The organism is Streptomyces sp. MMCC 100, assembly GCF_041538145.2.
GTDB lineage: Bacteria > Actinomycetota > Actinomycetes > Streptomycetales > Streptomycetaceae > Streptomyces.
The window spans coordinates 7900442-7926141 of the sequence record NZ_JBGORK020000001.1 but is presented as its reverse complement, the minus strand read 5'-3'; the positions used below and the strand labels follow the sequence as shown (position 1 = coordinate 7926141).

23 protein-coding genes are annotated in these 25700 nt (G+C 67.1%); 4 read left to right on the top strand and 19 right to left on the bottom strand.

Going from position 1 to position 25700, the window contains the following annotated elements:
- Window positions 1-149 precede the first annotated feature (149 nt).
- Window positions 150-1619, bottom strand: coding sequence for a hypothetical protein (locus ABS735_RS36785; protein WP_373904605.1), 1470 nt, complete (start codon window positions 1617-1619; stop codon window positions 150-152).
- Window positions 1620-2819: 1200 nt separating this feature from the next.
- Here ABS735_RS36785 and ABS735_RS36780 point away from each other — a divergent pair.
- The gene (locus ABS735_RS36780; protein ID WP_373904604.1) at window positions 2820-3521 is read left to right on the top strand and encodes a restriction endonuclease; all 702 of its coding nucleotides are present in this window, start codon (window positions 2820-2822) and stop codon (window positions 3519-3521) included.
- An 8-nt stretch (window positions 3522-3529) separates the two neighbouring features.
- Here the strand turns inward: ABS735_RS36780 and ABS735_RS36775 are convergent, their stop codons facing one another.
- From ABS735_RS36775 to ABS735_RS36735, 9 genes are all read right to left on the bottom strand, one after another.
- Window positions 3530-3745, bottom strand: coding sequence for a DUF397 domain-containing protein (locus ABS735_RS36775; RefSeq protein WP_373904603.1), 216 nt, complete (start codon window positions 3743-3745; stop codon window positions 3530-3532).
- Window positions 3745-6153, bottom strand: coding sequence for a tetratricopeptide repeat protein (locus tag ABS735_RS36770; protein WP_373904602.1), 2409 nt, complete (start codon window positions 6151-6153; stop codon window positions 3745-3747). The genes ABS735_RS36775 and ABS735_RS36770 overlap by 1 nt, the downstream gene beginning before the upstream one ends.
- A gap of 70 nt (window positions 6154-6223) precedes the next feature.
- Complete coding sequence (locus ABS735_RS36765; protein WP_373904601.1) at window positions 6224-6433, bottom strand: DUF397 domain-containing protein; 210 nt, start codon at window positions 6431-6433, stop codon at window positions 6224-6226.
- Entirely contained in the window at window positions 6430-8820 is a 2391-nt protein-coding gene (locus tag ABS735_RS36760; RefSeq protein ID WP_373904600.1) for a tetratricopeptide repeat protein, read from the bottom strand. The genes ABS735_RS36765 and ABS735_RS36760 overlap by 4 nt, the downstream gene beginning before the upstream one ends.
- The gene (locus ABS735_RS36755; RefSeq protein WP_373904599.1) at window positions 8817-9236 is read right to left on the bottom strand and encodes a hypothetical protein; all 420 of its coding nucleotides are present in this window, start codon (window positions 9234-9236) and stop codon (window positions 8817-8819) included. Before ABS735_RS36755 ends, ABS735_RS36760 begins: the two co-directional genes overlap by 4 nt.
- 609 nt (window positions 9237-9845) lie before the next feature.
- Window positions 9846-10340: a hypothetical protein gene (locus tag ABS735_RS36750; protein WP_373904598.1), complete on the bottom strand. Its 495-nt coding sequence runs from the start codon at window positions 10338-10340 to the stop codon at window positions 9846-9848.
- Between the two features lie 24 nt (window positions 10341-10364).
- Window positions 10365-10733: a hypothetical protein gene (locus ABS735_RS36745; RefSeq protein WP_373904597.1), complete on the bottom strand. Its 369-nt coding sequence runs from the start codon at window positions 10731-10733 to the stop codon at window positions 10365-10367.
- Between the two features lie 333 nt (window positions 10734-11066).
- Window positions 11067-11993 carry an NAD-dependent epimerase/dehydratase family protein gene (locus ABS735_RS36740; RefSeq protein ID WP_373904596.1) on the bottom strand — a complete coding sequence of 309 codons (927 nt, stop codon included), beginning with the start codon at window positions 11991-11993 and terminating at the stop codon, window positions 11067-11069.
- 11 nt (window positions 11994-12004) lie between these two features.
- Complete coding sequence (locus ABS735_RS36735) at window positions 12005-13300, bottom strand: nucleotide sugar dehydrogenase (RefSeq protein WP_373904595.1); 1296 nt, start codon at window positions 13298-13300, stop codon at window positions 12005-12007.
- 347 nt (window positions 13301-13647) lie between these two features.
- On the opposite strand from ABS735_RS36735, the gene metG reads away from it, so the two are divergent.
- The gene (metG, locus tag ABS735_RS36730) at window positions 13648-15372 is read left to right on the top strand and encodes a methionine--tRNA ligase (protein ID WP_373904594.1); all 1725 of its coding nucleotides are present in this window, start codon (window positions 13648-13650) and stop codon (window positions 15370-15372) included.
- A gap of 32 nt (window positions 15373-15404) precedes the next feature.
- Here metG and ABS735_RS36725 read toward each other — a convergent pair whose 3' ends face one another.
- Genes ABS735_RS36725 through ABS735_RS36700 form a run of 6 tightly spaced genes read right to left on the bottom strand, consistent with a single transcriptional unit; the run spans window position 15405 to window position 21319 of the window.
- Complete coding sequence (locus tag ABS735_RS36725; RefSeq protein WP_373904593.1) at window positions 15405-16043, bottom strand: histidine phosphatase family protein; 639 nt, start codon at window positions 16041-16043, stop codon at window positions 15405-15407.
- 21 nt (window positions 16044-16064) lie between these two features.
- On the bottom strand, window positions 16065-16619 hold the full coding sequence (locus ABS735_RS36720; RefSeq protein ID WP_373904592.1) for an FkbM family methyltransferase: 555 nt from the start codon (window positions 16617-16619) through the stop codon (window positions 16065-16067).
- Complete coding sequence (locus ABS735_RS36715) at window positions 16619-18139, bottom strand: hypothetical protein (protein ID WP_373904591.1); 1521 nt, start codon at window positions 18137-18139, stop codon at window positions 16619-16621. The genes ABS735_RS36720 and ABS735_RS36715 overlap by 1 nt, the downstream gene beginning before the upstream one ends.
- 33 nt (window positions 18140-18172) lie before the next feature.
- Window positions 18173-19315, bottom strand: a complete 1143-nt coding sequence (locus ABS735_RS36710) for a glycosyltransferase family protein (RefSeq protein ID WP_373904590.1) — start codon at window positions 19313-19315, stop codon at window positions 18173-18175.
- A gap of 13 nt (window positions 19316-19328) precedes the next feature.
- Window positions 19329-20645: a N,N-dimethylformamidase beta subunit family domain-containing protein gene (locus ABS735_RS36705; RefSeq protein WP_373904589.1), complete on the bottom strand. Its 1317-nt coding sequence runs from the start codon at window positions 20643-20645 to the stop codon at window positions 19329-19331.
- The gene (locus ABS735_RS36700) at window positions 20642-21319 is read right to left on the bottom strand and encodes a class I SAM-dependent methyltransferase (protein ID WP_373904588.1); all 678 of its coding nucleotides are present in this window, start codon (window positions 21317-21319) and stop codon (window positions 20642-20644) included. The genes ABS735_RS36705 and ABS735_RS36700 overlap by 4 nt, the downstream gene beginning before the upstream one ends.
- A 331-nt stretch (window positions 21320-21650) precedes the next feature.
- Here ABS735_RS36700 and ABS735_RS36695 point away from each other — a divergent pair, with 331 nt between their 5' ends.
- A complete protein-coding gene (locus ABS735_RS36695) occupies window positions 21651-22997 on the top strand; it encodes a hypothetical protein (RefSeq protein ID WP_476755872.1) in 1347 nt (448 codons plus the stop codon).
- On the opposite strand, the gene ABS735_RS36690 is transcribed toward ABS735_RS36695, so the two are convergent.
- Window positions 22994-23896, bottom strand: a complete 903-nt coding sequence (locus ABS735_RS36690) for a phosphotransferase enzyme family protein (RefSeq protein WP_373904586.1) — start codon at window positions 23894-23896, stop codon at window positions 22994-22996. The genes ABS735_RS36695 and ABS735_RS36690 overlap by 4 nt on opposite strands.
- A gap of 244 nt (window positions 23897-24140) precedes the next feature.
- Here ABS735_RS36690 and ABS735_RS36685 point away from each other — a divergent pair, with 244 nt between their 5' ends.
- Complete coding sequence (locus ABS735_RS36685; RefSeq protein WP_373904585.1) at window positions 24141-24899, top strand: SPDY domain-containing protein; 759 nt, start codon at window positions 24141-24143, stop codon at window positions 24897-24899.
- Window positions 24900-24964: 65 nt separating this feature from the next.
- Here ABS735_RS36685 and ABS735_RS36680 read toward each other — a convergent pair whose 3' ends face one another.
- On the bottom strand, window positions 24965-25111 hold the full coding sequence (locus ABS735_RS36680) for a hypothetical protein (RefSeq protein WP_373904584.1): 147 nt from the start codon (window positions 25109-25111) through the stop codon (window positions 24965-24967).
- Between the two features lie 118 nt (window positions 25112-25229).
- Window positions 25230-25595 (bottom strand): hypothetical protein, encoded by a 366-nt coding sequence (locus tag ABS735_RS36675; protein ID WP_224310368.1) that lies wholly within the window; start codon window positions 25593-25595, stop codon window positions 25230-25232.
- Between the last annotated feature and the right edge of the window lie 105 nt (window positions 25596-25700).

Here is a 25700-nt window from a genome sequence, read left to right as displayed (position 1 = left end):
GAATGCAACCAAAACTGCAACCACGAAGCAGCCGTTCTCGGCTGGACAAAGAGGGTGCCGCTGACGCTTCCATGTCCAGCAGGGCGAGGACAGCCGTGTGCCGACGGAGGCTCGGCAATTGGCGAAGGGCTGTTCTCTTCCGGCGGGGATTACCGGTGACGCCAGTACCTGTAGAGCTGTTCCACGTCCGCTTCGAGGACGTCTCGCAGATCGTCATCATCGGAGGGTGCCGCCAGCCCCAGGGCGGCCAGGATCTCCCGATAGTGTGACGCCATGATCGGGTCTGCCAGCGCAACCAGCGAAGACAGCGGAGCTTGATCAGCGGGTGTCTTCCTGTCCACCAGTACCAGCACCTCCACCCTGTCCGCGATGTCCATGTGGGGCAGTGCGGAGCCGAGCTGCTGCCGGAGTTCCGCCCAAGAAGTGGTCTTTTGGTCGCGGGCCTTCTTTGTCAATGCTCCCCGGACCGCTTCAGCGGTACGTGTTAGGAGATCCGACGGAAGATGGGGTTGTGTAGCGCCTTGCCCTTCTCGTTCGGAAGAGACGCTGATGTCCGTGGCTCTCCGTTCCTGAGGAGATGACCGTTCGATCCATTTTTCTGCATCCCGGCGATCGCGCGTTGAAAGCAGCGCGCCAGCACTCTCCATGGCGGTGGACAGCTCGGCGATGAGCCGCTCCTCCTCCTCGGGAGGCAACGGGTGGGTGGGGGTAGCCCTCAGAGCGCCCAAAGCGCTCCTTGCGCGGGCTTTCGCGCGACGGCGTTCCTGGAGTTCCTCGCGAGCATGTTGTTGGTCTTCGGCTTTCGCCTGGGTAGGTACCGCCTGCTGCCGGGCAGGTACTACTTGCTGGACGGGGAACGGTAGCGGGCTCGAAACCATCGCGATTCTGTGCACCGCCCGGTGTTGAGGCGTGGGTTCGGGCAGCTTAGAGGCGATGAGCTGTTCGGCTGCCGTGAGGATTGCCGCCTCGGTGTCATTGGGGGCCAGATCTCGTGCGAAGATCTTCTTCGCCTTTTTCAGTAGGTCACGTGCCGCGAGGGCGTTGCCATTCTGCTGGGCTGCCTTGAGGCGGATGAAGAGGACGCGGCGATTCCGGTCATGCACGGAGAGCCACTCGTCTGTCTTGGTCAACGTGGATCGGAGCGCATAGAGGGCATATCCCTCGCATCCGCTCAGGTCGCGTTCGGCATCCCTGCGAAGCTCGCGTGCCATGGCGACGTGGCCAGCGGCCACAGCGGCATTCATGCCGCGGATGAGGTCGGCGATCTGGTCCGGTACATGCCGATCCGGCGGAGCCGGCGCTGCCTTGGTCTCGGTCTCCATAGCACCGGTGCTGGGCTCGGGGATGTCCGATCGAGTCTTCAAGATCTGCTTGACGGCAGGGGTGATGAGCAAGCCATCAGAGGTGACTTCGCACTCCGAGGGGTCAAACCACTCGGTACCCCCATGCGGGGTCTCTGTGCCGACCTGCATCACCCGGCGTCCGTCGACGGTCCTGAACGCAATACGGTTGACGTACCGCCGACTCATTTGCCAGAGAGCAGCGCTGGAAACACCAGGCCCCAGAACCAGCTCGTGAACGGCCTGTTCGTCCCATTGGAGTGGTACGTCACTGTTCATGTGAACGCGGAGTCTGCGACCGTCCACTTCGATGTCCACCACAGAGCCGACCGGGGCATCGTCGTGATCGATGAATCGATACCTCGGTGTATGGCCTCGGCGGCGAAACCAGGATTGCGTCGCGCTCTTGATGAATAGATGGTCAGCGCTGCCTACACCACTGCTGTGGGAACGCCGCCCGCACTCGGGTCGCAGCCCTTGGGGGTCGGGCAGATGGGCAAAGTGAGATACGCGGTCGGGGTACTTCCGGGTACTCAGTTGACCGCCGCATCCACCCAGCAGGCGACCACACCAAAACGTGATGCCGCATGTCTCCGCACGGAACGCCTCCAACTCGTCTGCGTCCGTAGGGCAGATCACCGGGTCGTCTGAGTCGGGGCCTCCCTGCACGGCCGTCTGGATCTGCCTCTTGTCAAACGTCACCGGCTACCCCAATACAGCAGTGCCATGCTGCCACCGCAGCTCAGTGCGTGGGTCTAACTGTTGAGCAGGGGGCGACAGCCTTTCGCTTCCGACGTTAGCGTCCCCCACTGACAGTGGAGGGAACTGCCGAGCGCCGGGCGCACGTGGAGCTGCTGACGTACACGCCAGCGGTGGGCCGGGCCCCCGCCGCTGCCCGGGGCTCCGAGCGGTTGGGGGTAGCGAACTCACTGCCGTCCTGCGGGAGCCTGCTCGGCTCGCGCCGTGATCAGTCGGCAGTCTCCTCACCGTTCAGGTGCCGTATCGCATGGGGGAACTCGTCCGGATGCCGCGCAATCCGTGCCATGACCCAGGCGGTGCGGGTATCCATACCTGGCCCGAACTCGGCCGCCAGTCGACGGGCCCGCCACGTAGTTCGAGGCGCGAGGACCCAGCGCCAGAACTGGAGCCGCATGCGGCCGGTGCGGTCGGCCGTTCTTCCTCCTGGCCTGGGGACATTCAGCGGAGGAGGGCCAGTTTCACCCGGCACGTCTGTCTTGTCGACCACGATGCGAGTGTTGCCGCCTATCCCACGTCGGCGAAGTCGATCAGTTCGGTGACCACCGGAAAGAGCTGCGGAGGCAACCGTCGTTGACGTCCGAGGTGGTTGTTTTCCGCACGGTGATCAAGCGCATGTCCCTCATGGCCATCCGATCCGGCCACGGCCGAATCGCGCCCTTCTCGCGCTGCCTCGGTCGGCTCACACTGCGGTACACGGACCTGTGGAGGAGGACTTCGACGGTGACGAAGCGTGGGCGGGGTGCGGCTGCTCGTAGACGACGAGCGACGCGGCTGAAGTCGGCGGCGGTCGGCGGTGGACTGGTATTGGTCCTGCTCATCGTCTTCTGGTCGGTCGTGTGGCCGTACGTCACGGGGGCTGTGGTCCTCGGCGGCGCCACAGCGGCGGGATGGTGGCTGTGGCGTACGGACCGGCTCGTGCGTGGGCGGGACCGTCTTTGGCGGCAGGAAGAGGCGGTGAAGGCCGGCCACCGGACGCTTGTCGAGGTGGACACGATGACCGGCACCGAGTTCGAGGATCCGGTCGCGAGCCTGTGCCGACGGGACGGATGCACCGACGTCCGGCGCGTGGGCGGCGCCAACGACAACGGCGCCGATGTCGTCGGCCGTCTCCCGGACGGCCGGAGCGTGGTGATCCAGTGCAAGCGCTATACGCCGACCAGCACGATCGCGAGCCGCGAACTGCGCGATCTGCTGGGCGCCAAGGTGCACTTCGGGGCCGACCTGGCCGTGTTTGTCACGACCACGCGGTTCAGCCGTCCCTCCGAGAAGTTCGCGCTGCAGCACGGAATCCTCGCCGTGCACCGGGACCATTTCGGGCTGTGGAACAACGGGGCCTCGCTGCTGTCCCTGAGTGAGGTGAACGGCCGCGGGCAGGGCGACTCCCGGCACCAAGCACGTTGGAAGCGGGCGTACGGGAAGTGATCTTCCCCCTAATTAGCCGTCTCCGTCGGCGGGTTGCCCGCGCGATAGGCGTGGACAAACAGGGCCCACGAAGTGGCGCGGAAGACGATCACCCGTTCCTGCGGATCCTTCGAGTCACGGACAACGGCCTTGCCCAGCGGGGGGGGGGTGAGGAATTCCATGCAGTTGTTGTCGTGCCCGCTGTAGCTGCTCTTGACCCATATGCGGGTCGGCGCGGTATCCATCAACGCTGCACGTCCTTGTCATGTCCAGTCTGGGGCACTTCGTCATCGTGAAGGCTTGATCCGAAGGCGTCAAGGTGAGCCTGTCGGCAGGCGACTGCGTCGGGATGTTCCTTGCCGAGGACACGGATGCACGCTTCGAGGTTCAGTACGGCCAGGGGTTGCGCCGCTGCCAGATCGCCGGCACCGGTGAGGATCCGGATCAGCCCCGTGCGCATGGCCAGAGTGTGCGGGTGCTCCGTGCCGAGCACCTCCTCACGGGCGGTGAGGACCGAGCGCGCTGCGGCTTCCGCCTCCGTCCAACGTTCCTGGGCACACAGGATGCCGGCGAGCAGATCTCGGACGACCAGAGTGCGCGGATGCTCGGAACCGAGGGTGTGCTCCCGCTCCGCGAGCGTGGCGGAGGTAAGGGCCTCGGCCTCATCGAGGCGGCCCAGTCGGTACAGGGCCCAGGCCAGTGTGTGGCGTGCCGCGAGCGTGTACGGGCTGGTCGGGCCGTGGGCTGCTTCGCTGGTGGCGAGGTTGGTGCGGGCCAGAGCTTCGGCCTCGCCCCAGCGCTGCTGCTCACCGATGGCTTCGGCCAGGCAGGCGGCACTCATGATCGTGTCGGCGTGCTCGGGCCCGAGGACCCGCCTGCGGCCGTCGACGGCGCGGCGCAGGTGCCGCTCGTCCTCCGCCCACTCGCCCAGCCCGTACAGGGCCAGGCCCAGCGCGTGGGCGCTGTCGAGCGTCTGGACGTGGTCGGGACCGAGCTGTGTCTCGCGGGTGTGCAGGACTTCGCGGTGCATCTCGGCGGCTTCTGCGTAACTTCCCAAGTCCGCCAAGGAACAGGCGAGTTCGTATCGGTCGTCGAACACTTCGGCCTCCGTGGCGGCGGACACGGACGGGGGGACGCGTACGGCGGACTCCGCGAGGAGGTGCGCCGAGGTGTAGTCGCCGCGTTCGCGGCTCTGGTCGCGAAGGTAGCGGACAAGGCCGAGGGCCTTCGGCGCGGCGGCCGAGTGGGCGGCGGCAGTGCGGCCCAGCAACGCCAGCGCGTGCGGCGTGAACAGCCGCAGGGTCTGGGCGTCGAGGCATGTGCCCTCGGTTTCACCGTCGTGCAGCAGGTGGTCCAACAGTTGGCCGGCGGAGGCCAGGACGCCCTCTCGCTGGTCGAGGGGGATGCGGGCGGCCACGGTGTCCAGGAGGAGCGCGTGGGCCTGGAGGGAGGGGACGGCGGGCACGCCGACATCTCCGGGAACATCGAGGTCCGCCACCATGGACTGCGACATCAGACCCCGCAGGGCGGCGTCCGCCTTCCGTGTGGGAAGCGGCGGCTCGGCCTGGGCGAGGGTGGTGAGCCGGAGCCGCTGGGCGTGGAGCAGGCCGATGGGCAGGGGGTCGGGTGCGTAGCAGGACAGTAGCCACATCAGCGTGGTTGCCTCGGGGACGCCCCGGTCGGCTAGAGCGTCCAGCGAGATCTGCCATGTGGAGCTGATCAGCCGGCGCAGGTCACGTTCGTCCGGGTCGGCGGCTTCGTCCAGGGTGCCGCTCGGATCGTCGCGCAGGCGCTGAAGGAACTCGTCCACGGTGACGGGATCGAGTAGCCGCTGCCCGAGATAGGCGCCGGCGAGGGTGAGCGCGAGTGGATGGCAGCCGAGGCCGTTCGCGAGCCTCTCCAGCGCCGCTTGGTCATAGTTGCTCACGTTGAGGTCGCGCAGGACGCATACGGCGTCGTCCAGGCCCAGTACGTCGAGGCGGCGGCGGTCGGCGTCCTGCCACAGGGGCGCGCTGCCGTGGCGCGTGGTGACGAGCACGGTGCCGCGCCGAGAGCCGCGCAACCAGCCGCCGTCGCCGAACACGCTCGGGTCGTCGGCGTTGTCCAGGACGAGCAGCCAGGGGTCGGCGGAGGCATCGAGGCACTGCCAGACGAGATCGGCGGCGGGGCGTTGTCCGACCCGAGCTGCCTCCACCTGGCCAGGGTCGGCGCCACGGTCGAGGGCGACGGCCAGCATGCCGGCGCGGAACGCGACCTCGGTGGCCGCGTTCACCCACAGTCCCACCACGCCCCGTGCCGCGACCTCGTGGAACAGTTCCTTGGCGAGGACGGTCTTTCCGCTGCCTGCGGTGCCGTGGAAGACGAACTTCGCGGGCGCATCGTTGGGATGACCGATGGCGTGCAGCACGTCGCGGCGTATGTCGTGACGGTCCCGGACGGGGGAGGGCGATCGCGCGGCGAGCGGCACGCGCACCGAGTCCGGCCCTGACCGGTCGGGCGCGGCGGGCCCGGGCCTCGCACCGTGGTGGACGACGTACTGCCCGATCTCCGCGATGTACTGGTCCCGCGAGGCGCTGTTCCAGCGGGCGTGATCCCTGATGACGATGTCGCTGTCCGACGGATCCGGTGTCGTCGGTCTCGATGGTTCGCCCATGGACTACCGCCGCGCCGTCTTGCCCGGAGCCGTGACCGGCCGCTGCGAACGGCCTGCGCTCATCGGGTGGCTACAGGTCATGGTCGGCGAACTCTCCTTGCTGGAGGGCTTGGACGAAGGACACCCACGAGCGATCCATGAAGTCGATCACTGGACCCTCGGGCACCTTTGAGTCGCGAACCGGAGCTCTCTGCGGCGGGGGGGGGGTCTGTATCTCTACGCAGCCGTTGTCAGCACCGCTGTAGCTGCTCTTGCGCCAAACCCGTATCGGCCCGGTCACGACTCCTCGTCCTCCTGCTCAACTACTCGGGAATCAACCGATTTTGTCTGGACTGCTGCACCTGCTGCCTCGCACTCCGCACGGCAGGCCAGCGTATCGGGGTGATCGTCTCCGAGCACGCTCACACAGGCGGCCAGAGTACGAGCGGACAGCTCCCCCGCCTCGTCGGCACGCCCGATGCCGCGCAGGATCCGGGACAGCACGATCTCGATCGAAAGGGTGTGCGGATGCTCCGGCCCGAGAATCTGCTGACGCACAGCGCGCACCGACTGCGCCGCTTCCAGCGCCCTGGGCCACTGACCGAGGTGGGACAGGACATCTGCCAGACGCTGTCGCGCGGCGAGCGTGCGTGGGTGGTCCGCCCCGAGCACTCGCTCGCTGCCTGCCAGCGTGGCTCGGGTATGGACTGCCGCCTCTTCCCACTCCCCGGTACCGGCAAGCACCCAGGCGAGGGCGATACGACTCAGCAGGGTGTGAGGGTGGTCGTCGCCGAGGGCCCGCTCGCTCACTTCGAGGTTCTCGGCCGCCAGCTGACGGGCTTCGGCCCAGCGCTTCTGCTGGCCTATGGCTTCGGCCAGCCGGCCTCGGCTGTCGATGGTGTCCGGATGCGTGGCCCCCAAGGCGAGGGCACGCCCGTCTGCTGCGCGGCGCATGGACCGTTCGTCCTCCGCCCAGCGGCCGAGGCCGTACAAAGCGATACCGAGGGCGTGCGCGCTGTCCAGGGTCTGCGGGTGCTCGCGGCCGAGCAGGGCCTCGCGTGCTTCGAGCGTGGCTCGGTGAACCGTCGCCGCCTCGTCGAAGTGGCCGAGGGCTGTCAGTACCCGGCCGCGCTCGTGGCGGTCGGTCAGGGCTTCTGGGGTTCCCTGGCCGTCGGAGACGTGGGCAGCGTCGTCTGCGAGAGTTCGGGCCGTGGCGTAGTCGCCGCGCACATACGACTGATCGCGAAGTCCGCGGACAATGGCCAGGGCCGACGCGATTGCCGCGTCCGCGCGATGCGCGACAGCGTGCTTCAGCAGGGCGGTGGCATGGGGCGTGAACAGCCGCAGGGTGTGTGGATCGACGTATCGGCCCGAGTCCGTGGACAGGAGCCGCCGCAACAGAGCGGCGGCCGATTCCAGCAGCAGCGAACGCTGGTCGACCGGAATGCGCGACGCGACCGTCTCCAGGAGGAGCGGGTGAGCCTGCACGCTGGGCACGGCGGCGCGCTCGGTCCCGGCGTCAGCCTTGATGAGCGAGACCAGAGTGTGTGTTGCCAGCCCTTCGAGTGCGAGGTTGGCGCGTTCGCCGGTGAGCGGCGGGAGGGCGTGAAGCAGCCCTGTGCCCTCCAGGCCGGTCGGTGAGAGCACCCCGACAGGCAGGGGTGCCGCACCGAAGTACGACAGCAGCCTGAGCAACGTCGTCGCCTCGGGAATGCCCTGCTCGGTCAGGGTGTCCAGGGAGATCTGCCACGTACTGGTGATCAGTCGGCGCAGTTCCTGTTCCCCGGGTTCCGCACCGCGATCGAGTAGCGACGGGTCGGCATCAAGGCGCTTCAGGTATTCGTCCACTGAGACCGGCTCCAGGAATTGTCGGCCGAGGTAGGTGCCGGCGAGCGACAGTGCCAGCGGGTGGCCGCCCAGCCGCCGCGCCAGCAGTTCCAGCTTGGCGGTGTCCTCCGCGCTGACCAGGAGATCCCGCAGCACGTCGACAGCGTAGGAGATGTCGAGAACGTCGAGCCGATGCTTGGCGGCCCGGCGCCATACGGCGGCGTCCCGGAGCCGAGTCGTGATCAGTACGATGCCGCGGCTGCTCGATCGCAGCCAGGCGCCATGGCCGAACACGGACGGATCGTCCGCGTTGTCCAGGACGAGCAGCCAGGGCTCGGGGGAGCTGTGAAGGTAGTGCCAGACGAAATCCGCGTCCGGACGGCGGCCCTCCCGCGCGGCGTCGACCTCTTGCTGCGAGGCACCCCGGTCGTGTGCCACGGCCAGCATCCCGGACCGGAACGACGAGCGGTCGGAGGCGTTGACCCACAGCCCCACGACTCCATGGTCGGCGATGGCTTCGTCGAACACCGTCTGGGACAACGCGGTTTTTCCGCTGCCCGCCATGCCATGGACGACGTGCAGACCGTCTACCGCGGTCGCAGGGGCGACGATCGCTTTGAGGAGTGCCTGTCGCACATCGAGCCGGTCCCGCAGCGGCGAACTCAGCGGAGCAGCCAGGGGAGTACGTACCGACTCGGGGCTCGCCCATCCCAACCCGCTCCCTGGAATGGGTGGTTCGGACTGCTGGACGGCGTACTCCACGATGATCTGGTTGCCGGCGGCTTGGTACACCCGGCTGTGCCCGTCCGTGACAGCCCGCAGGACGTGGCTCCCGTCACGGGCGTCCGGGTACCCCGTCATCGCTCGACGATGTGCTGGTCCCGGCCGGCCTGGTAGACCCGCGCGTTCCCGGACGCGTGAGCATGCATCTGCACTGCGGGAACGGAAGGACGTTCATCCTCGGGCAGGGAGGCACGCGCCTCGGCCAGGACCTCCTCAAGATCCTGAGCGATGGAGGGATCGGCGGCAAGAAGGCGCCTCAGCCTGCGGCGCCAGTCACGCTCCAGGTCCTCGGCGCATTCGGAGTCGCCCTCGTGCCGGGCTGCGAGGATCTCCTCGCGCGTCTCCTCCAGCGCTGTGCCGATCTCGTCGGCTTGCACCGGGCGTGCCCGACGCCACAGAGCCACCACACCGTCGCGTGTCCGCTGCCATGCATCGGTGGCCATCAGCCCGACGACGGTGATCCCCGCGGTCTGCGCCAGCAACTCTGGATCCATGACCGACTCCCCCGTACCTCTGGACACTTGACGACGATGATAAGCAGCGGTTTGCCGAGCCAGTGGATGATCCGGGCCGTCATCGGCTGGACACTGGCGTGTCTGGCCGAAACCCACCCCTGGCGTCACGACGCAATCTCACCGGACTCAAGCGGGAAGCCCCGCCTGCCGTCCGCTTCTGGGCCTGATCCGTTTTGACGGGCACCCGGGATCACGGGTCCAGTCCCGGGAGGATGTCCGTCGTGGAGAGCATGGGGAGATAGAAGCCTCGCCCTCGCCGTTCGTTCACGCTGTATGCACGGCTTTTTGTCGAATTATGCGGTGTTGGCCACCTGAGGGTGCGTTTCCCGGGTGCATCGCACCGCGTTGCACCCGGCGTGGGTGCCTCAAGCTGTCCGGCACAGCGCGAGTTGCCCAGGATCAGTCGGGGCGGCGTGTTGCCCCTGAACGAAGTGAACGGCAGCGGACGGGGCGACTCCCGGCACCGAGCGCGCTGGAGCGAGCGTCCGGCGAGTATCCGGCCTAGTTGGAGGCGCAAGGCCGGTTACTCGCCGGACGCTCGCCGCGCGAACTCAGGTTGTGCGGACCCGCTCGTTCACGGCGACGGGGTTACACGCGGGCGGGTACGCCGGCCAGACCGTCGTCGCCATCCTCGCCGTCTTCGCTGGGCTTTTTGCGGTCGCGTGCTCCGTCGAGACTGTCGAGGCCCACACGGAGGAAGTCCGCGAGAGTGTTGGCGGTCTCCGCTCCGGCTGAGGCGCCGGGCAGGCCCTCGATACGTAAGCCGGATGTGGTGTGGGCTACCGAGTACCCCAGTTCCTGGAGGACGCCGGTGAGCGCGTGATGCACGTAAGCGCGTGTACTGCGGTGCAGGAGGCCGGCTCGTCCGTCGGCGAGTCCTTCGGTCTGTTCACGGGCTGAGGCTGAGCGCGCGGTGGTGGAGACGAACCACTCCAGTGACGCGGCCCTCGTTCCGGCTGACGAGATCAGCACACCGACGGCCCGAGTACGGTCGTCCGTGTCCGCGACGGGAAGTCCCATGCCTTTGCACAGGATCTCGATTTCGGTTGCGATGTGGTTGCTGTCGTGACGGTGGGTAGCCATGTGGGAAGCGCTCGTCAGGAATTACTAGGCGGCGGCTCGGACGGCTGGCCTCTGTCCCATGTAGTACTCCAAGGTGACCTGCATACCCTGGAGTGTTTCCACGAGCTGCTCAAGCTGGGACTTGGTGTCCTCCAGCTCGTTTCGGTAGGACTCCGCGCGCCGTTCGGCCGCGACCCTCCCCTGCTTCTCCTTGGCAACGCGACGCAGGGCGGCAGGTGGGAGGGTGCGGTCTCCCCCTTTGGGAGATCCAGGAATCCCGAGCTGTCGCTTGCGCCTCTGCACCCAACCGTTCACGGTCTTGCGTGAGACCTCGTACTCGATGCTCACCTCCAGCACGGTCTTGGTCTCGGCGATCACGAGATCTGCCAGTTCAGCCCGCTTCTCCTGTGGCAACTTTGAATGAAACGTCACTACGTGCCTCCGCCTTTCGATCAAGGGCTATGTCACGCGAAGTAACTACGTCTTGTCGGGGGAGATGCGAACTCAGCTGGAATCCCATCCGATTGTGCGACAAGCGGCGCTGGGGGTGACGCGTTGTCAACAGGGGGAGCTACTGGGATTGCTGGGGCCTGGTGAGGGCGTCGGGGTCACTGCTGTCGGTGGCAACCAGAAGTGCACCAGCGAGAGCTCGGTTGCTGTTGATCAGCGCCGGCACCGAGTCGGTGCCAAGGACCCAACTGGCGGCGAGGTCTCGCGTGGTGATCAGCTGGCGTGACAACGCCGTGATCAAGCACGGAGCCAATCGGCCGTGGCCTGTATCCCTTTCTGTAGTGGGGTGGGCGTGATCGTAGAGAAGAGTGCTCGCAGCCGCGTGCCGTCGGCCTGCGAGTGGGGCACGTCACCGACGCGGTGGGCGGTGCGCTCCCAGAGAGCGCGAAACCCGGTGGCGGCCTCGATCTCTGGGATCAGGTCCAGGAGGGGCGTGCGGGTCCCGAATGCCAGGTTGATCGGCTGAGGTACGACGACTCGGCGCAGGAGGGAGTCAGCGAGGATCCGGCAGACCGTGCCCACGTAGGTGAAGTCCCGCGTCTGGGTGCCGTCCCCGTGCACGGTCAGGGGCCGTCCGTCGAGCGTGGCGCTGATCCACTTCGGGATGACCGCAGCGTAGGGGTGGTCGGCCCGCTGCCCCGGCCCGTAGACGTTGAAAAAGCGGAAGGGCAGGACCGGCAGGTCGAAGCTGTGGTGGTATGCCCCGAGATACGCCTCCGTGGCGAGCTTGGTGACCGCGTACGGACTCATCGGGGCGGTCGAGAGGTCTTCGTGCTTCGGGAGGTGAGCGTTCGACCCGTAAACGGAGGACGAAGAGGCGGCGATCACGTGCAGGTTACCGGCTCGGCGGGCGGCTTCGAGGACCTGGAGGGTGCCGGTCGCATTGGCATGGTGGCTGGCCAGAGGGTCCTTCACGGAACGCGGTACAGAGGGCAGGGCGGCCAGGTGGACGACGGCGTCCGCGCCGTGGAAAGCCCGGTCAAGGAGGGCCGGGTCCTGGACGTCGCCTTCGAAGAAGTCGAGGTCGAGGCCCGCGACGTTCTCCTTGTAGCCGGTGGAGAGGTTGTCGATCACCCGGATCTGGCTGATCTCGCGGTGCTCTTTCAAGGTCCGGGCCAGGTTGCTGCCGATGAACCCGGCACCGCCGGTAATCACGATCTTCACGTGGCTTCCCTTCAGAGAGATTCGACGTGTGCGCCGGCGAGCCGGTGGCGGCAGTCGAGGATGTACGGGGCCTGGGCGCTGATCAGGGGATAGTCGAAGGCGTCGTGCTCGGCGAGCAGGACGACGGCGTCGGCAGCCGCGAGGCCGTCGGGGGTTACTTCGACCCGCTGTAGGTTCTCCAGGCCGGCGGCACGTGGGTGAGCGTCGTCGGTGACGTGAGGGTCGGCCGCTTGGACCTCGGCGCCCATGTCGGTGAGCAGTTCGGCGATGCGCGCTGCCGGGGTCTCACGGGCGTCTCCGGTGTTGGCCTTGTAGGCGAGGCCGAGCAGCAGAATCCGGGAACCGTTGAGGGACTTCTTGCGCTCGTTGAGGCCCTCGACGAGGCGGCGGACCACGTAGTCGGGCATGTGGTTGTTGACGTCGTTCGCCAGCTCGACGAAGCGGAAGTTGCGCCCCAGGGTGTGCTGGACGCGCCAGGACAGATACGACGGATCTATGGGCAGGCAGTGGCCTCCCACACCCGGTCCCGGGGCGAAGCGCATGAACCCGAACGGCTTGGTGGAGGCCGCGTTGATCGCCGACCAGACGTCGATGTCCAGTTCGTGGGCGAAGATCGCCAGCTCGTTGGCGAGCGCGATGTTCACGTGCCGGAAGGTGTTCTCCAGCAGCTTGGTCAGTTCGGCTTCCTTGCAGCTGGCGACGGGAACGACCGTGTCGACGAGGGATCCGTAGAAACGGCGGACAGCTTCCTTGGAGGCAGGGTCGATACCGGAGATGACCTTGGGAGTGTTCTCCAGCTTCCACGTGGAGTTGCCGGGGTCTATGCGCTCAGGGCTGTAGCCGATGTGGAAGTCGTGGCCGGCGGTCAGGCCGGAGGCGCGTTCGAGCAGCGGGCCGAAGATCTCCTCGGTCGTGCCGGGGTACGTGGTGGACTCCAGGACGACGGTCGCCCCGCGCCTGAGGTGGCGGCCGAGCATTCGCGCTGCGTCCTCGACGTGGGACAGGTCTGGCACCCCGTCTCGGAGTGGCGTGGGGACCGTGACGATCGCGACGTCGAAGTCCGTGCAGTCGGACGAGTCGAGGGTCGGTCGGTATGCGCCAGTGGACAGGAGCGGTGCCAGTCGCGCGTGGGGGATGTCCTCGACATATGACTCTCCGAGCACGAGCCGCTTGACGCGCTGCGCGTCCACGTCGAAGCCGACGACCTGATGCCCGACCTCGGCCGCTCTGACGGCGAGCGGGAGTCCGACGTACCCCTGCCCGACTACGACGACGCGGAGCTGCTGGAACTGGCGATTCTCGATCATGCATCCCACCTCGTTGGCTTCGGCGAAGGGCAGGGGCGAGGGCGGTGTGCGCGCATCTGCGGCTGCGCGGCGGCTCTAAGATGGGAGGCGCCTCGGCCGTACGAGACTCGCTTGGCCGCCTGTCTCGGACGGCCGAGTGCCTTCTCGCCTCGGGGCGGGCGGGTCCCAAAACCCGCAGGAAGGGCAAACCGCTGGTTCGATACGATGGCGTTGGCCTGCAGACCCGTACCGTCACTGTGCGTGGCACCAAGAAGCGATCCGAGTGATCGAATCGGCTGCAGCTTCCCGACCTGGGCCCGCCGTGGCACTGTCACCGGCGCCGTACGTACGAAATGGAGCATCCAAGGATGGCTCGACACCTGGTCACCAGCGCGCTTCCCTACATCAACGGGATCAAGCACCTGGGCAACATGGTCGGGTCGATGCTTCCCGCGGATGTGTACTCCAGGTACCTCCGCCAGCGCGGTCACGACGTCCTCTACATCTGTGCCACCGACGAGCACGGCACGCCGGCCGAGCTGGCCGCCAAGGAAGCCGAGCTCTCTGTCGCCGAGTTCTGCGCTCAGGCCCACGACGCGCAGAAGGCCGTCTACGACGGGTTCGAGCTGGCCTTCGACTACTTCGGGCGCAGTTCGTCGCAGCAGAACGTCGAGATCACCCAGCACTTCGCACGCAAGCTGAACGAGAACGGCTTCATCGAAGAGCGCGCCATCCGTCAGGTGTACTCGCCCGTCGACGGCCGATTCCTGCCGGACCGATACGTCGAGGGCACCTGTCCCCACTGTGGCTACGACAAGGCTCGCGGCGACCAGTGTGAGAACTGCACGCGTGTCCTCGACCCCACCGACCTGATCAACCCGCGTTCGGCGATCAGCGGCTCCACGGACCTGGAGGTCCGCGAGACCAAGCACCTTTTCCTGTTGCAGTCCAAGCTCCAGCACGAGGTCGAAGCGTGGATCGACGCCGTCAGTGAGGAGTGGCCGCAGCTGTCCTCGTCCATCGCCCGCAAGTGGCTGACCGAGGGCCTGCACGACCGGGCGATCACCCGCGACCTCGACTGGGGTGTTCCGGTCCCGGCCGACACCTGGCCCGATCTCGCGGCCGAGGGCAAGGTCTTCTACGTCTGGTTCGACGCCCCGATCGAGTACATCGGCGCGACGAAGGAGTGGGCGGACGCCGCCGTGGACGGTGAGATCCGTGACTGGAAGTCGTGGTGGTACGAGGCCGACGACACCGTCCGCTACACCCAGTTCATGGCGAAGGACAACGTCCCCTTCCACACAGTGATGTTCCCGGCCACCGAGCTGGGACTGCGCGAGCCGTGGAAGAAGGTCGACTTCGTCAAGGGCTTCAACTGGCTGACGTACTACGGCGGCAAGTTCTCCACGTCTCAGAAGCGTGGCGTCTTCACGGACGCAGCCTTGGAGACCCTCCCCGGTGACTACTGGCGCTACTTCCTGATCGCCAACGCTCCGGAGTCGGACGACTCGTCGTTTACCTGGGAGCACTTCACCGCCACGGTCAACAAGGACTTGGCCGACACCCTGGGGAACTTCGTCAACCGCGTGCTGTCCTTCTCCCGCAAGCGGTTCGGCGACGAGGTTCCGGCGGGCCACTCGGGCGGCGAGGCGGAGGCGAAACTGGGCGAGGAGATCGCACGACTCCTCGCCGAATACGAAGAGCACATGGAGGCCCTCCAGTTCCGTAAGGCCGCTGCCGCTCTCCGTGCCCTGTGGTCCGCGGGTAACTCCTACCTGGAGGAGAAGGCTCCGTGGCTGGAGATCAAGACCGACCCGGACGGTGCCGCGCTGACCCTGCGCACCGCGATGAATCTGATCCACCTGTACGCGGTTGTCTCCGAGCCGTTCATTCCGGCCAGCGCCGCTGCCATGCGCGGGGCCTTCGCGCTGGAGGGTGACACCGCGACCTGGGTGACCGCCGAGCAGGCCACGACCCTGGGCGCCGTCCCGGCCGGGACGGCGTTCACCGTTCCGCCGGTGCTGTTCGCGAAGATCACTGACGAGGACCTGGAGTCCTACCGCGTGCGCTTCGGCGGTGCCGAGGACGCCTGAGCGTAGCTCTCGCACCCGTACCGCTCGCGCTCTCATCGGACGGTGCGGGGGCTGAGGCGGCCGGGCAGGTCCGCGACCGGTACGTTCATCAGCCGGACGTAAGGGGCTTGGTCGTCGATCTCGACCCATGTGACGCCTGCGGATCCGGGGACGTGATCGAGGTAGCGGTCGAAGCCGTTGCCCGTCAGCCGCAGCAGCAGGCAAGCGATTCCTCCACCGTGCCCGATGAGGACGGTCGTACGGTGCGGCCCCGCGCAGACTTCGTCCCAGAGCTGCGCGTAGCGGCTTTGGACGTCCTCGGACGACTCGCCGCCCGGCGTGCGGAGCTGGTGGATGGGGATGCCTTGGCGGGCGGCTTCGGCTGCTGCGAGTTCCCTGGGGCGGCCTCCGAGGTAGCCGCTGTTCTTGGCGGCCAGGCGCTCGTCCACTCGCACGTCGGCGGGGGTGAGCGTGGCGGTCAGCAGCGCGGCGGACTCGCGGCAGCGCGACATCGGGCTGACGAGCATCCGGTCTACGGTGACGCCGGCTGCGGCGAGGCTGTCGCCGACCTTACGAATGTCATCGCTCCCGCGCTTGCTGAGCCTGCCGCCGACAGCCTGACCCTGGTGGATGCCCCGCAGGTTCTCTTCTGTCTCACCGTGCTTGATCAGGTAGATGTGCTTCGAGCGCATGATGGTGTCCTCTTCTTCGGGTCAGTCCCAGTCGCGGACGTCGACACAGGCGGATACCGCGTTGGCGACCTGGTCGTGGTCGGCCCGGCTCATGGCGGGGAAGCGGTCGTAGTGCCACTCGATGTAGAGGACGGAGATGAGGTTGATCGTCCCGTCGGCGAGCAGTTTGGTGAGGACGGGATACTCGGCGCCCTCGATGTCCATCTTCACGACGACGTGATCGTCCGTGGTGACGGTCCGGCGCAGCCATGAGCTGAAGTCGGTCGCGGGCACGGCGATGGGCGAGCTGTAGTCGATCTGCTGGTCGTACATGGGCGGCACGACCTTGCCGGGCAACACGGTCGAGCTCTCGTGGTGGCCGAGGAAGAGGTCGATCGTCCCGTCGTGGATCCATACCGCGCTGGAGGAGATCGCCACACGCGGGTGGTGAGGAGCCTGCTCGACTTGCCGACGGATGGAAGGAAGCAGGTCCTTGTTGGGCTCGAATGCGTAGAAGTCGTGGTCGGGAAGCTCCCGGATGAAGCGGTTCAGGACGACTCCGAGGTTGGTGCCGCAGTCGATGAAAACCTTGCGCATCAGGTACTCCCGTGGTCGGTGCCGGGTGCGAGGAGGTCGATCTCCTGCACGGTGCGGTTGGTGAGCAGGAGGAAGTCGCCGGTAGCTGGGCGGTAGCAGCGCTCCTCGTAGCGGATCGTGATCCGGCGGACAGGTTCCTGACCGCGGTAGGGAGGAAGGTCGCCCCACCTGTAGAGCTGACCGCCCGGGGCCTTGAGGTGGCGCATCGACCGGGGCAAGGGGCTCTTCCGGGCGCCGGCGTTGAGACGAGTGAACATCCTGGTCAGAAACGCGATGTGCTCGCGCGCCTGTCGCTCGTCGGTCTGTGCATGGCCGTAGGTCTGTTTGAGCGCGTGCAACTGATCCCGGTCGCCTTCCGCCTGGACCAGAAGGTCGCGGAGTTTTCGGTCCCAGACGATGCCGAGGTGGCCGTGGAGGACTGGCTCGTCAGTGAGGAAGTAGCCCAGGACGCGGCCGTACTCGCGCTCGTGCGGGCACATGAAGTCGTTGTAGAGACCCAGCTTCGCCCCCGAGATGGTCTCCACCTGCCAATGGACGCGTGCTGTGAAGGGGGAGTCCCACCAGCCCAGGTGCCACGGCTGCCACAGCAGATCGGCGGCACTGAGCACGAGCACGACGAGCGCAATCAGTGCGGCGGGCCAGCCGAACGCCGAGGCGTACTCCGTACCGGGCAGCAGCGTGACCGTGATCGCGAGGGCGACGTTTGTGCCGATGTTCTCCCAGAAGAGGATCCCGGAGGCGAGGGCCACGACGACGTTGAAAAGGGCGGTTGCCAGCAGGGCGGCGACCAGCAGTCGGCGGTCGAGGAACGCGACGAGGCCGGCGGCCTCAACGGCCATCCCGAGGAAGTTGACGGGGCGATCGAGGCCGCGCGCACGGCGCAGCACGTGAGACACGGTCTCGGCACGAAGGAAGCGCGCCCAGCCCCAGGAATATGCGGAGGCCATGAGGTAGTGGGTGCGGTTGTGCCAGACCCACGACCACGGGTAGGGCCCCAGGCGAGCCTTGCTCCAGGCCGGTTTGACGTAGTGGGAGAGCGAGACACAGCCGAGGAGCAGCGGAAGTACCGCTGCGGAACACGAGGCGCCGAGGAGCATCGCCACGAAGAACCAGGCGAGGTACGCCTTGAGTAGACGCAGGGGCATCATCGCGTGGTGCTTCCAGCCGCGCAGCCTGCCGCAGTACACGGCCAGCCACGGTAGGAGGGCCGTCGGCCACAGGCATGAGACGGCTGCTAAGAGGAGCAGCAGCCGTTTGTCGAGGCGCTGGGGTTCGATGGGCTCCGTGACGTCGTAGTCGCTGGTCGCCCCCTGCCAGGTGAGCAACACGATCACGAAGACGACGAACCAGCGCATTGGGCCTGGATCGGGCAACGGCCGGAAGACGGCCAGGACCGTGGGGGTGACGCCCACGATCACGGCCGGCAGGAGCGAGCGCCGGCGAGCGAGGGCTCGTACGGTCGGAGAGACCGCGAAGCGATAGCAGACCACTACGGCGGCCACGGATACCCCGATGTTCACGTCTGCGGCAAGTGGAGGAGTCGCCATGACCGTCTACCGCGCGGATCGTGTGAGGGTCCGCTGACTGGCTGCGGGCAGGCTCTCCAGGTAGGAGGCGATCCGCTCACGGGGGTCGGACACGAGGTGCTGGTCCCGATGGCGCACGACGTTGTTGCGAAGTTCCCGGCTCCGGCCGAGGAAGTCGAGTACCGCTCCCCGGTTGATGTGCGGTAATGCGGTGCCGAGTTTCGCCTCATCGACGACCCTGGCGCACCAGTGCTGGTCGTAGGTGGGCAGCGGAACCAGACAGACCGGTTTACCGAGGACGAACGCTTCGCTGATGAGGTTGAAGCCGGCGTTGGAGAAGACTGCCTCGGACCGTGCCATGTCGGCGATGAACGCCTCGCGGTCGAAGGTACAGACCTCGATCTTGTCGTCGGTGTACTGGCGCAGGTTCCCGAGCTCGTCGGCCTGCGCGTAGATACGCAGGGCGCGGTCTGGTGCGTGGTTCCGGAAGACCTCGGCGAGGTTACGGACGGACTCCTCGGGGCCGTGGTCGAAGTAGCGCGAGAAGTAGGCCGTGGCGAGCGGCTCGGTGGTGACCGGTGCGCAGCGGACCAAGTCCGGGACGACAGGGGCGATGAACTCCACCTGTCCGTCCTCGCCTTCCAACGGGACGTAGGAGCAGATGAAGGACCGGTCGACGTGGGGTGCGAAGTAGCGCAGCCGCTGCTCGTCGGCGGTACGGGCGTACCTTCCAACAGGGGGAAGGTCGAGGTGCCGGTACTTGCTCTGCTGGTCGACGGATATCAGCGGCCTATTGAAGTGGTAGGCGAGTCGCGGAGTGTTGGGCTCGTAGTCGGTGATGAACACGTCCGGGATACCGGTGTCCCGGATGATCCGGCGGAGCCGCAGGTGCTTACCGACGCCGGCGGGTGCCTGCCAGAAGTTGGCGCGTACGGCGTCGCTCGCGTGTATGCGGTCACCCCGGGCCAGCAGGGTGGGCATCCACCCGTCCCACGCGGGGAAGCCGAGGTCCCGGAAGTACTCCACGCGGGCCGAACCGTTGGTGATGATCCGCACTTCGTGGCCGCGGTCGCGGAGGTACTGGGCGATCACGCTCTGCCTGACGGAGTGCCCCATGCCGATGCCGTTGACGCCGATGACCACGCTGAGCGGCCGTGTGTACCCAGACATGTTGATCCCTTCGTCAGGAGAGCCGAGTGATGACGTTGCGCGTGATGGCGGCGACCTGGGGGTCGGTGGCGAGCAGACGAGCCCAGTCGGTGGTCGCGGCGGTGAAGACGGTGCCGGCTGCGGAGTAGAGGCCGAGAGTGGCCGCGCGGGGGCTGGCCATCGTCTCCCGGGCCGCGAAGTTCCAGTCGGAGGGCAGCTGCGCGATGCCGAGGATCTGGAAGTTTTTCGGTGTTCCGTCCTGGCCTGTTGGACGGGGCCGGCCAGTCGCGTCGAGCTCGTACGCTGCCCCGTCGCATTCGTAGCCGATCAGGGCAGCCTCGCGTCCGAGGACGTCGCCGGTCCTCAACCCGGTGCCGGAGAAGATCCAGTGGTTCCCGTCGGTCACGGTGAACCCGAGTGGTGCCCGCGGGCCGTCCCAGTGGCCACCGCCGTTGCGGTAGCTCACCCCGAGCAGGGTGTTCTCGGGCTCCGACTCCCACCAGTGGTCCGGGCAACCGTACGAGCTGTCCGGGTCCGTGCCGAGGGCGGATCCGGGAGGCAACTTTGAGCAGCTCAGCCCGGTGCCGTCCGGGGCGACATCGACGCGCCACCAACACGTGTTGGCGCCGAAGTTGGCGATGTTGCCGCCGGCGTCCCGGAAGGCGGCGATGTGCCGGCGCGCATCGGCACTCCAGTACTCGTCGTGCCCGGCGGAGACCAGAAGGCGGTATCCGCCGTCCAGGTACCGGCCTTCGTGAAGGTCCAGGTCGGTGCAGAAGTCGCTTTCAATCCCGTTCTCACCCATCCACGCGATGAACGGGGCGTCCCAGTGTGCGAACGTCTGCCGGGGAGAAACGGAGTTGTAGGGGTCGGGCAGTCCCTTGACCGGGCCTCCCACCCCGCCTCCCGGGCGACGCAATGTCACCTTGGAGGCGCTGTACAGACTGCCGCCACCTGCGGTGTTGTACGCCTGGTAGGTGAAGGTCGGGATCTTGTAGAGGACCTTTCGGTCCGAGGGGGTGGCGGGTGTGACGACCAGCAGGATCCGTGCCGCGCGAGAATCCATCGTCGGTGTGCCGGAGTTCGATTCCGTGCTCAGCACCGCGATGTAGACGCCGGACATCCAGTCAGGCGGTACAGCGAAGTCGTAGGCAGGCCACTGCCAGTCTCTGTCGAACGTTCCGGGATCGGTGGCGCGGCCCGGCCACACGGCGTGCCCTGCGTGTTGAGGAGTCGTGCCCCAGCGATAGAAGTCGACGCGGAACCGAGGGGCCGATGTGGCGATATGCAGCTGGATCACCTCGCCGGCGCGGACGCTCGGTCGAGCCGCATAGCCGTTGATCCTGGTCATTCGCTGCCCCGGGGGCGGGCGATGCCGGCGAAATGATAAGCATCGATCGGCTCGACGTGGGCCTCCCAGCCCAGGTCATTCAGTTGCGAGGTGAGGCTGGGGGCGTCATACAGCACCTTCACCGCGAGATGCTGAGATCCGTCAGCGAGCATGCGGCGCACAGTCGGGACCCGCGTCTCGGCGACGAATTCTTCGATCTCCGCCTTCGCGGTTGAGTCGTCGAGAAAGACAATGCAGCCGCCCGGCCTCAGCGCCCAGCGCATCAGGTTCCAGAAGGCTTCCATCTCCACGGGCGGCACGTGGCTGAGCCAGAAGGCGAGGAAGACTGTGTCGTACAGGCGGTCCGGTTCCCAGGTGAAGATGTCCGCCTCGATGAAGCGAGTCGTCGTGCCCCGCATGCGGTCCCGGGCGATACGGAGCATCTCCGGGGCGGCGTCCAGCGCGGTCAGGCTGCGTGCGCGGTCGACAAGCAGCTGGGTCCACTGCCCCGTACCGCAGGCCACCTCCAGGACGTCACCGCTGACGGGCAACTCGTCGAGGGCTCTCACGAGCCGGGGCATGTGCGTGCGTTCGTTGTGGGCCTTGTCGTATTCGGCGGCCCTTGCTCGGTAGTAGCCGATCTGTCGCTGTGACCAGTCGGGTTCTTCGGGCACTTGCTCTCTCGTGCTGTGCACGGTGACCTCTCATTCCACATCGCGGTGCTGCCGCGTTGTCGGCCGCTGTGGGCGCGCAACGCGGCCGAGACTCCCGGAAACCGTTCATGAGGCCGCACCATCAATCCGCGTCGTTCGACTCGGACAGCCGGCCTGCTCTGCGGTGATCCAACTGTCGCCATGGAGGGGCGACGTCGGGAGCGTGCACTTGGGGGTGCACTCGTGCACTCCTACGGGCGAACCCCCTGCGCCCTGGCCCTGACCTGCGTAGGGTGACAGCGCGTCAAGCTGGCACTAAGGCCGTTCTCTGGGGGTCCCAATGGCAGACCGGAACGCCAGATTGGCCGCACTCATGCAGGAAGGGGACTTTTCGCACAAGTCGCTTGCACGCGCGGTCGTCGCCGCAGCGGCTCGCTCGGGCGAAGACATCACCTGCGATCACACCTACGTCACCCGATGGCTCAAGGGGTCGATACCGCGCGGGAACATGCCGCAGCTCATTGCCGACGCCACCGGGCGCAAGCTGGGGCGCCGTATCACCATTGACGACATCGGTATGGGTGACGCGGCGGTCTCTGCCATACAGCCCGATCTGGGGCTCGATTTCGCGGACCACCATGAGGCCACGACCAAGGCCGTGGCTGACCTGTGGCGGGCTGATCTGGCCGAGGCTGAGCTGTTGGTCCGGACACAGCCGGACTCGGCCGCGTGGAACACCGCTGCCCTGCGCTGGCTCGTCGCCTCGCCGGGCGGAGAGCTGACGCGGGAGGGCAACCGAGCGATCGGCGCCGTGGACGTGGAAATGGTGCGCTCGACGGCGGACGCGTTCAGCATGCTCGACGGAAGGTTCGGTGGTGGCCATGCCCGGCGCGCGCTGATTCAGTACCTGCACACGGATGTCCGGCCGATGCTCGACGGGAAGTACTCCGACGCCGTAGGCAAGCAACTGCACTCGGCTGTAGCCGAGGCACTCCTGCTCGCGGGATGGATGTCGTACGACAGCGGCCTGCATGGCGTCGCCCAGCGGTACTTCATACAGGCCCTGCGCATGACGCAGGCGGCTGGTGACAGGCTCCTGGGCGGAAGCGTCCTGTCCGCGATGAGCCATCAGGCCACGTTCGTGGGGAGGTACCAGGACGCCGTGGCTCTCGCCCGAGCCGCGTACATGGGTCCGGGCGCGAGCCTGGGGCCGACGATGGCGGCCCAGTTCCGTGCAATGGAGGCGCGGGCGCTGGCCCGTCTTGGGGACGAGCGAGGCTGTGACCTGGCCTTGGCGGAGGCGGAAAGCAAGATGTGCCAGAGGACAGCCGACAGTGACCCGCTGTACATCGCGTACTTCGACGAGGTGGAGTTAGCGGCCGAGTTCGGCCATTGCTTTCGCGACCTGGGACGCTCTGTCGCAGCCACGGAGCGGGGCGCAGGCTCCATTTTCGGCGACGGCATGAACAACCGAAGCGACTTCTTCGCGACCATGGTGCAGGCCGAGGCGTACATCAACCAAGGTGAGATCGGCCGCGGCTTCGAGATCGCCTTGAGCGCGCTGAACCTTGGTGAGGGTCTGAAGTCGGCACGCTGCCTGCAGTACGTGCGGGAGTTCCAGAGCCGTGTCACGGACGGCATGAGGCGGGCCGCGGAGTTCCGTGACTTCGCGGAACAAGCCGGCGGCTTCCGCCTCTGGCTGCAAGCCGGACTCGTCTAAAACGGTGCCCAAGCCCGTCGCGAGCCACCTGACCTCAGCGTCTCGACGCGCTTCTCCACTTCTTCGGCGGCGCGCGGGTTCGTGCCGGCGTTCTGCGCGAGCCAGGTGACCATCAGCAGTTCGCGAACGCTCCGGAGGACGGTGTACCCGGACCACTGCCTAACGTCGAAGCAGTAGCCGTCCGCGAAGTCGGCGTACTCGGCTTCCGTGTGCCAGCCGAAGCTGTCGTAGTACATGGCCGTCTGGATGAGGTCCCACTCACGGGGGCCGGTCGCGAAGCCGTCCAGGTCGATGACCTTTGGGTCCCCTTCGGCGTCGTGCAGGACATTGCCGACGTTGAAGTCACCGTGCAGATGTCCCGGCGGAAGGGCGAACTCCAGCTGCTCGTACTGGGCTGCCAGCTCCTCGGCCAGGCCGGCTAGATACGCGCGGGTCTCGGCGCGGATCACAGCACGCTCCAGACGTTGCTCGACCTTGTCGAAGGGACGGAGGTCGGGCAGGGAGAAGCGCGGCGCCTCCAGTCCGTGAAGCCGCCGCAGGAGTTCGCCCATCTCATGTGTGCTGGCGTACTGCTCGCCGTCGGCCAGCCCTTCCCAGAAGGTCACGGGATGTCCGTCGACGACGACAGGCTGTTCGGCCTCCGTGACGAGCCGTGCCGACGGGTAGCCTTCAGCATCGAGCCATCGCGCAACAGCGACCTCTCGGCGCACGGACGGTAGACGATCCGCGTGGCGGCCGACGCGAGAGACGACCTGTCCGTCGTCGATGCGGAACACCGCGTGGTCACCGAGCCGCAGCATTTCGACTTCGTCGGGATGCAGCCCCACCAGCCGGCAAGCCTGAAGCAGAATGCTCTGTGCCGCCGCGAAGTCGAACGCGGTGTGCTCGCTCGTCGTCATGCCGTCTGACCCTCCTGTGCAGCAGGCAGAGCGAGGATGATCCACCCCCGCGTACGAGGGTAGATGCGCCCGCGTTTCTCCAGTTCGCCCGGGGCAGACAGGAAAGCCCCGCAAAGGACTGGTGCCCGGTGGCAGGCCATGTCAACGTACAACGCCTGCCAGAGCACCCACGCCCGAACCCACGGAGGCGCCCCTGCACCCGCACCACTCCAGTGACTCCCACCGCCCCGACTCGCAAAATCCGTTGTACTGGGTCACTCCTCGCCACCTGGCCGGTGACGACGGACGCCTGTACGACACCGTCACCGACACACTCACCGAGCTGGGCTGGAACAGCTTGGCGATCGTCCGCGGGCGACGGGTACCGGACGAGGCGCCGGAGGAACGTCAGGTTCTGCGCAGCATCGTCCTGCACATCAGCCCCGACACTCTCCGCTGGGCCCAATGGGTCCTGCCGGATGAGCCGTTTCACCTGGGGAGTCTGCCGATCGCCTGGCAGGTCTCCGCTCGTACGGACACGAGCAGCCCGCTAGCCCAGTGGTCTGCCTACTTCACCCCCGACGTCCCTGGAGAGGTCCTCGCCGACTTCCTCTGCGCACTCGACGCCCGCGACAAGCCCGCCGTTTCACTCGGCGGCCCCGAACTGGTCCTCGACGCCGTTACGGCGCACGGCTGGCTGCGCGACATCGACGCGCCCCGTGCAGGCGCGGTGGACCCGACCTTCGCCTCCCACGTCCACCTCGGCGAGGTGCCGCCCCTTATTCAGGACACCGACCCGCTCTCCCTGGTGGCCGAGCCTGACGAGGCGGTCCGGGCTGGATGGCAGGCATGGGCTGAGCCGATGCCTGGCGCAGGCTATCTGTGGGCCGCTTCGTTCGGCGCCAGCGTGCCGCAGGACCTCGTCGCCGCGTTCGCCGGTTCCTTGAGCTCTACGGCACCTGTCCTGCGCCGGGTGCTGCCCGAAAGCACTCAGGAACGGCTGCTGCGGGCTCCAGCCAGCTGACGACGGGCTGTTCCCTTGCCGACGCGACAAGCCCGGCCCACCTCGAATGAGGCGGGCCGGGCTTGTCACATGCGTCCACGGCCGGTCGCGCCGCCACCCGGAAACCGGGTCAGCGTTTTGAGGTTGTAGCCGTCCCTGCCCGAGGTGTCGGTGGCGGCGAACAGCTCGGCGGACCAGCTCACGGCGGTCGGCGGTGGCGCGGGCTGGGACACGTGGTCTCACGGTCTGGCTTGAGCGCGGCCGTCTGGCCGGACGAAGGGGTGCGGCTGGTGGCCGGGAGCACTCCCGAGCATCGGCCCGCCGGTTCCTGACGGAACCGTGCCTGTGTGCTCAGTCCTTGTGCGGGCCGAGGAGGTGGGCTCCCTCCGTGATGAGGGTCTCCAACCGGCCGTATTCGAGCATGTCCTCGTGGGTCATGAAGGGGATGAGGGCTTCACGGTGCGGGACGGCGTACTTAAACAGGAGCTCGGCCATTTGGTACGCGGCGACCTGGGCTTCGGCTCCGGCCTCGGGGTTGTGAACGTGGACGCCGGCGGCCTGGAGTTCTTCGAGGGTGGCGTCATCGGCGAGGGCCTGTTCCTCGTCGGTGAAGGGGCGTCCGTCGAGGTGGCGGAAGGTGCGGGTACCCGAGGGTCGGTTGAAGTCCGAGTCGAAGAGAAGGGCCATGACGTGGGGACGAGGGGTGGATGCGGGCAAAGGGGTTCTCCTTGGTGGGGCGGTGGTGGGTCTCGATGTACCCATGGTCTGGAGAATCCCCGGTTGGGCTAACCGGGGATCGTCGGCTACTTTCGTCGGCGCGGT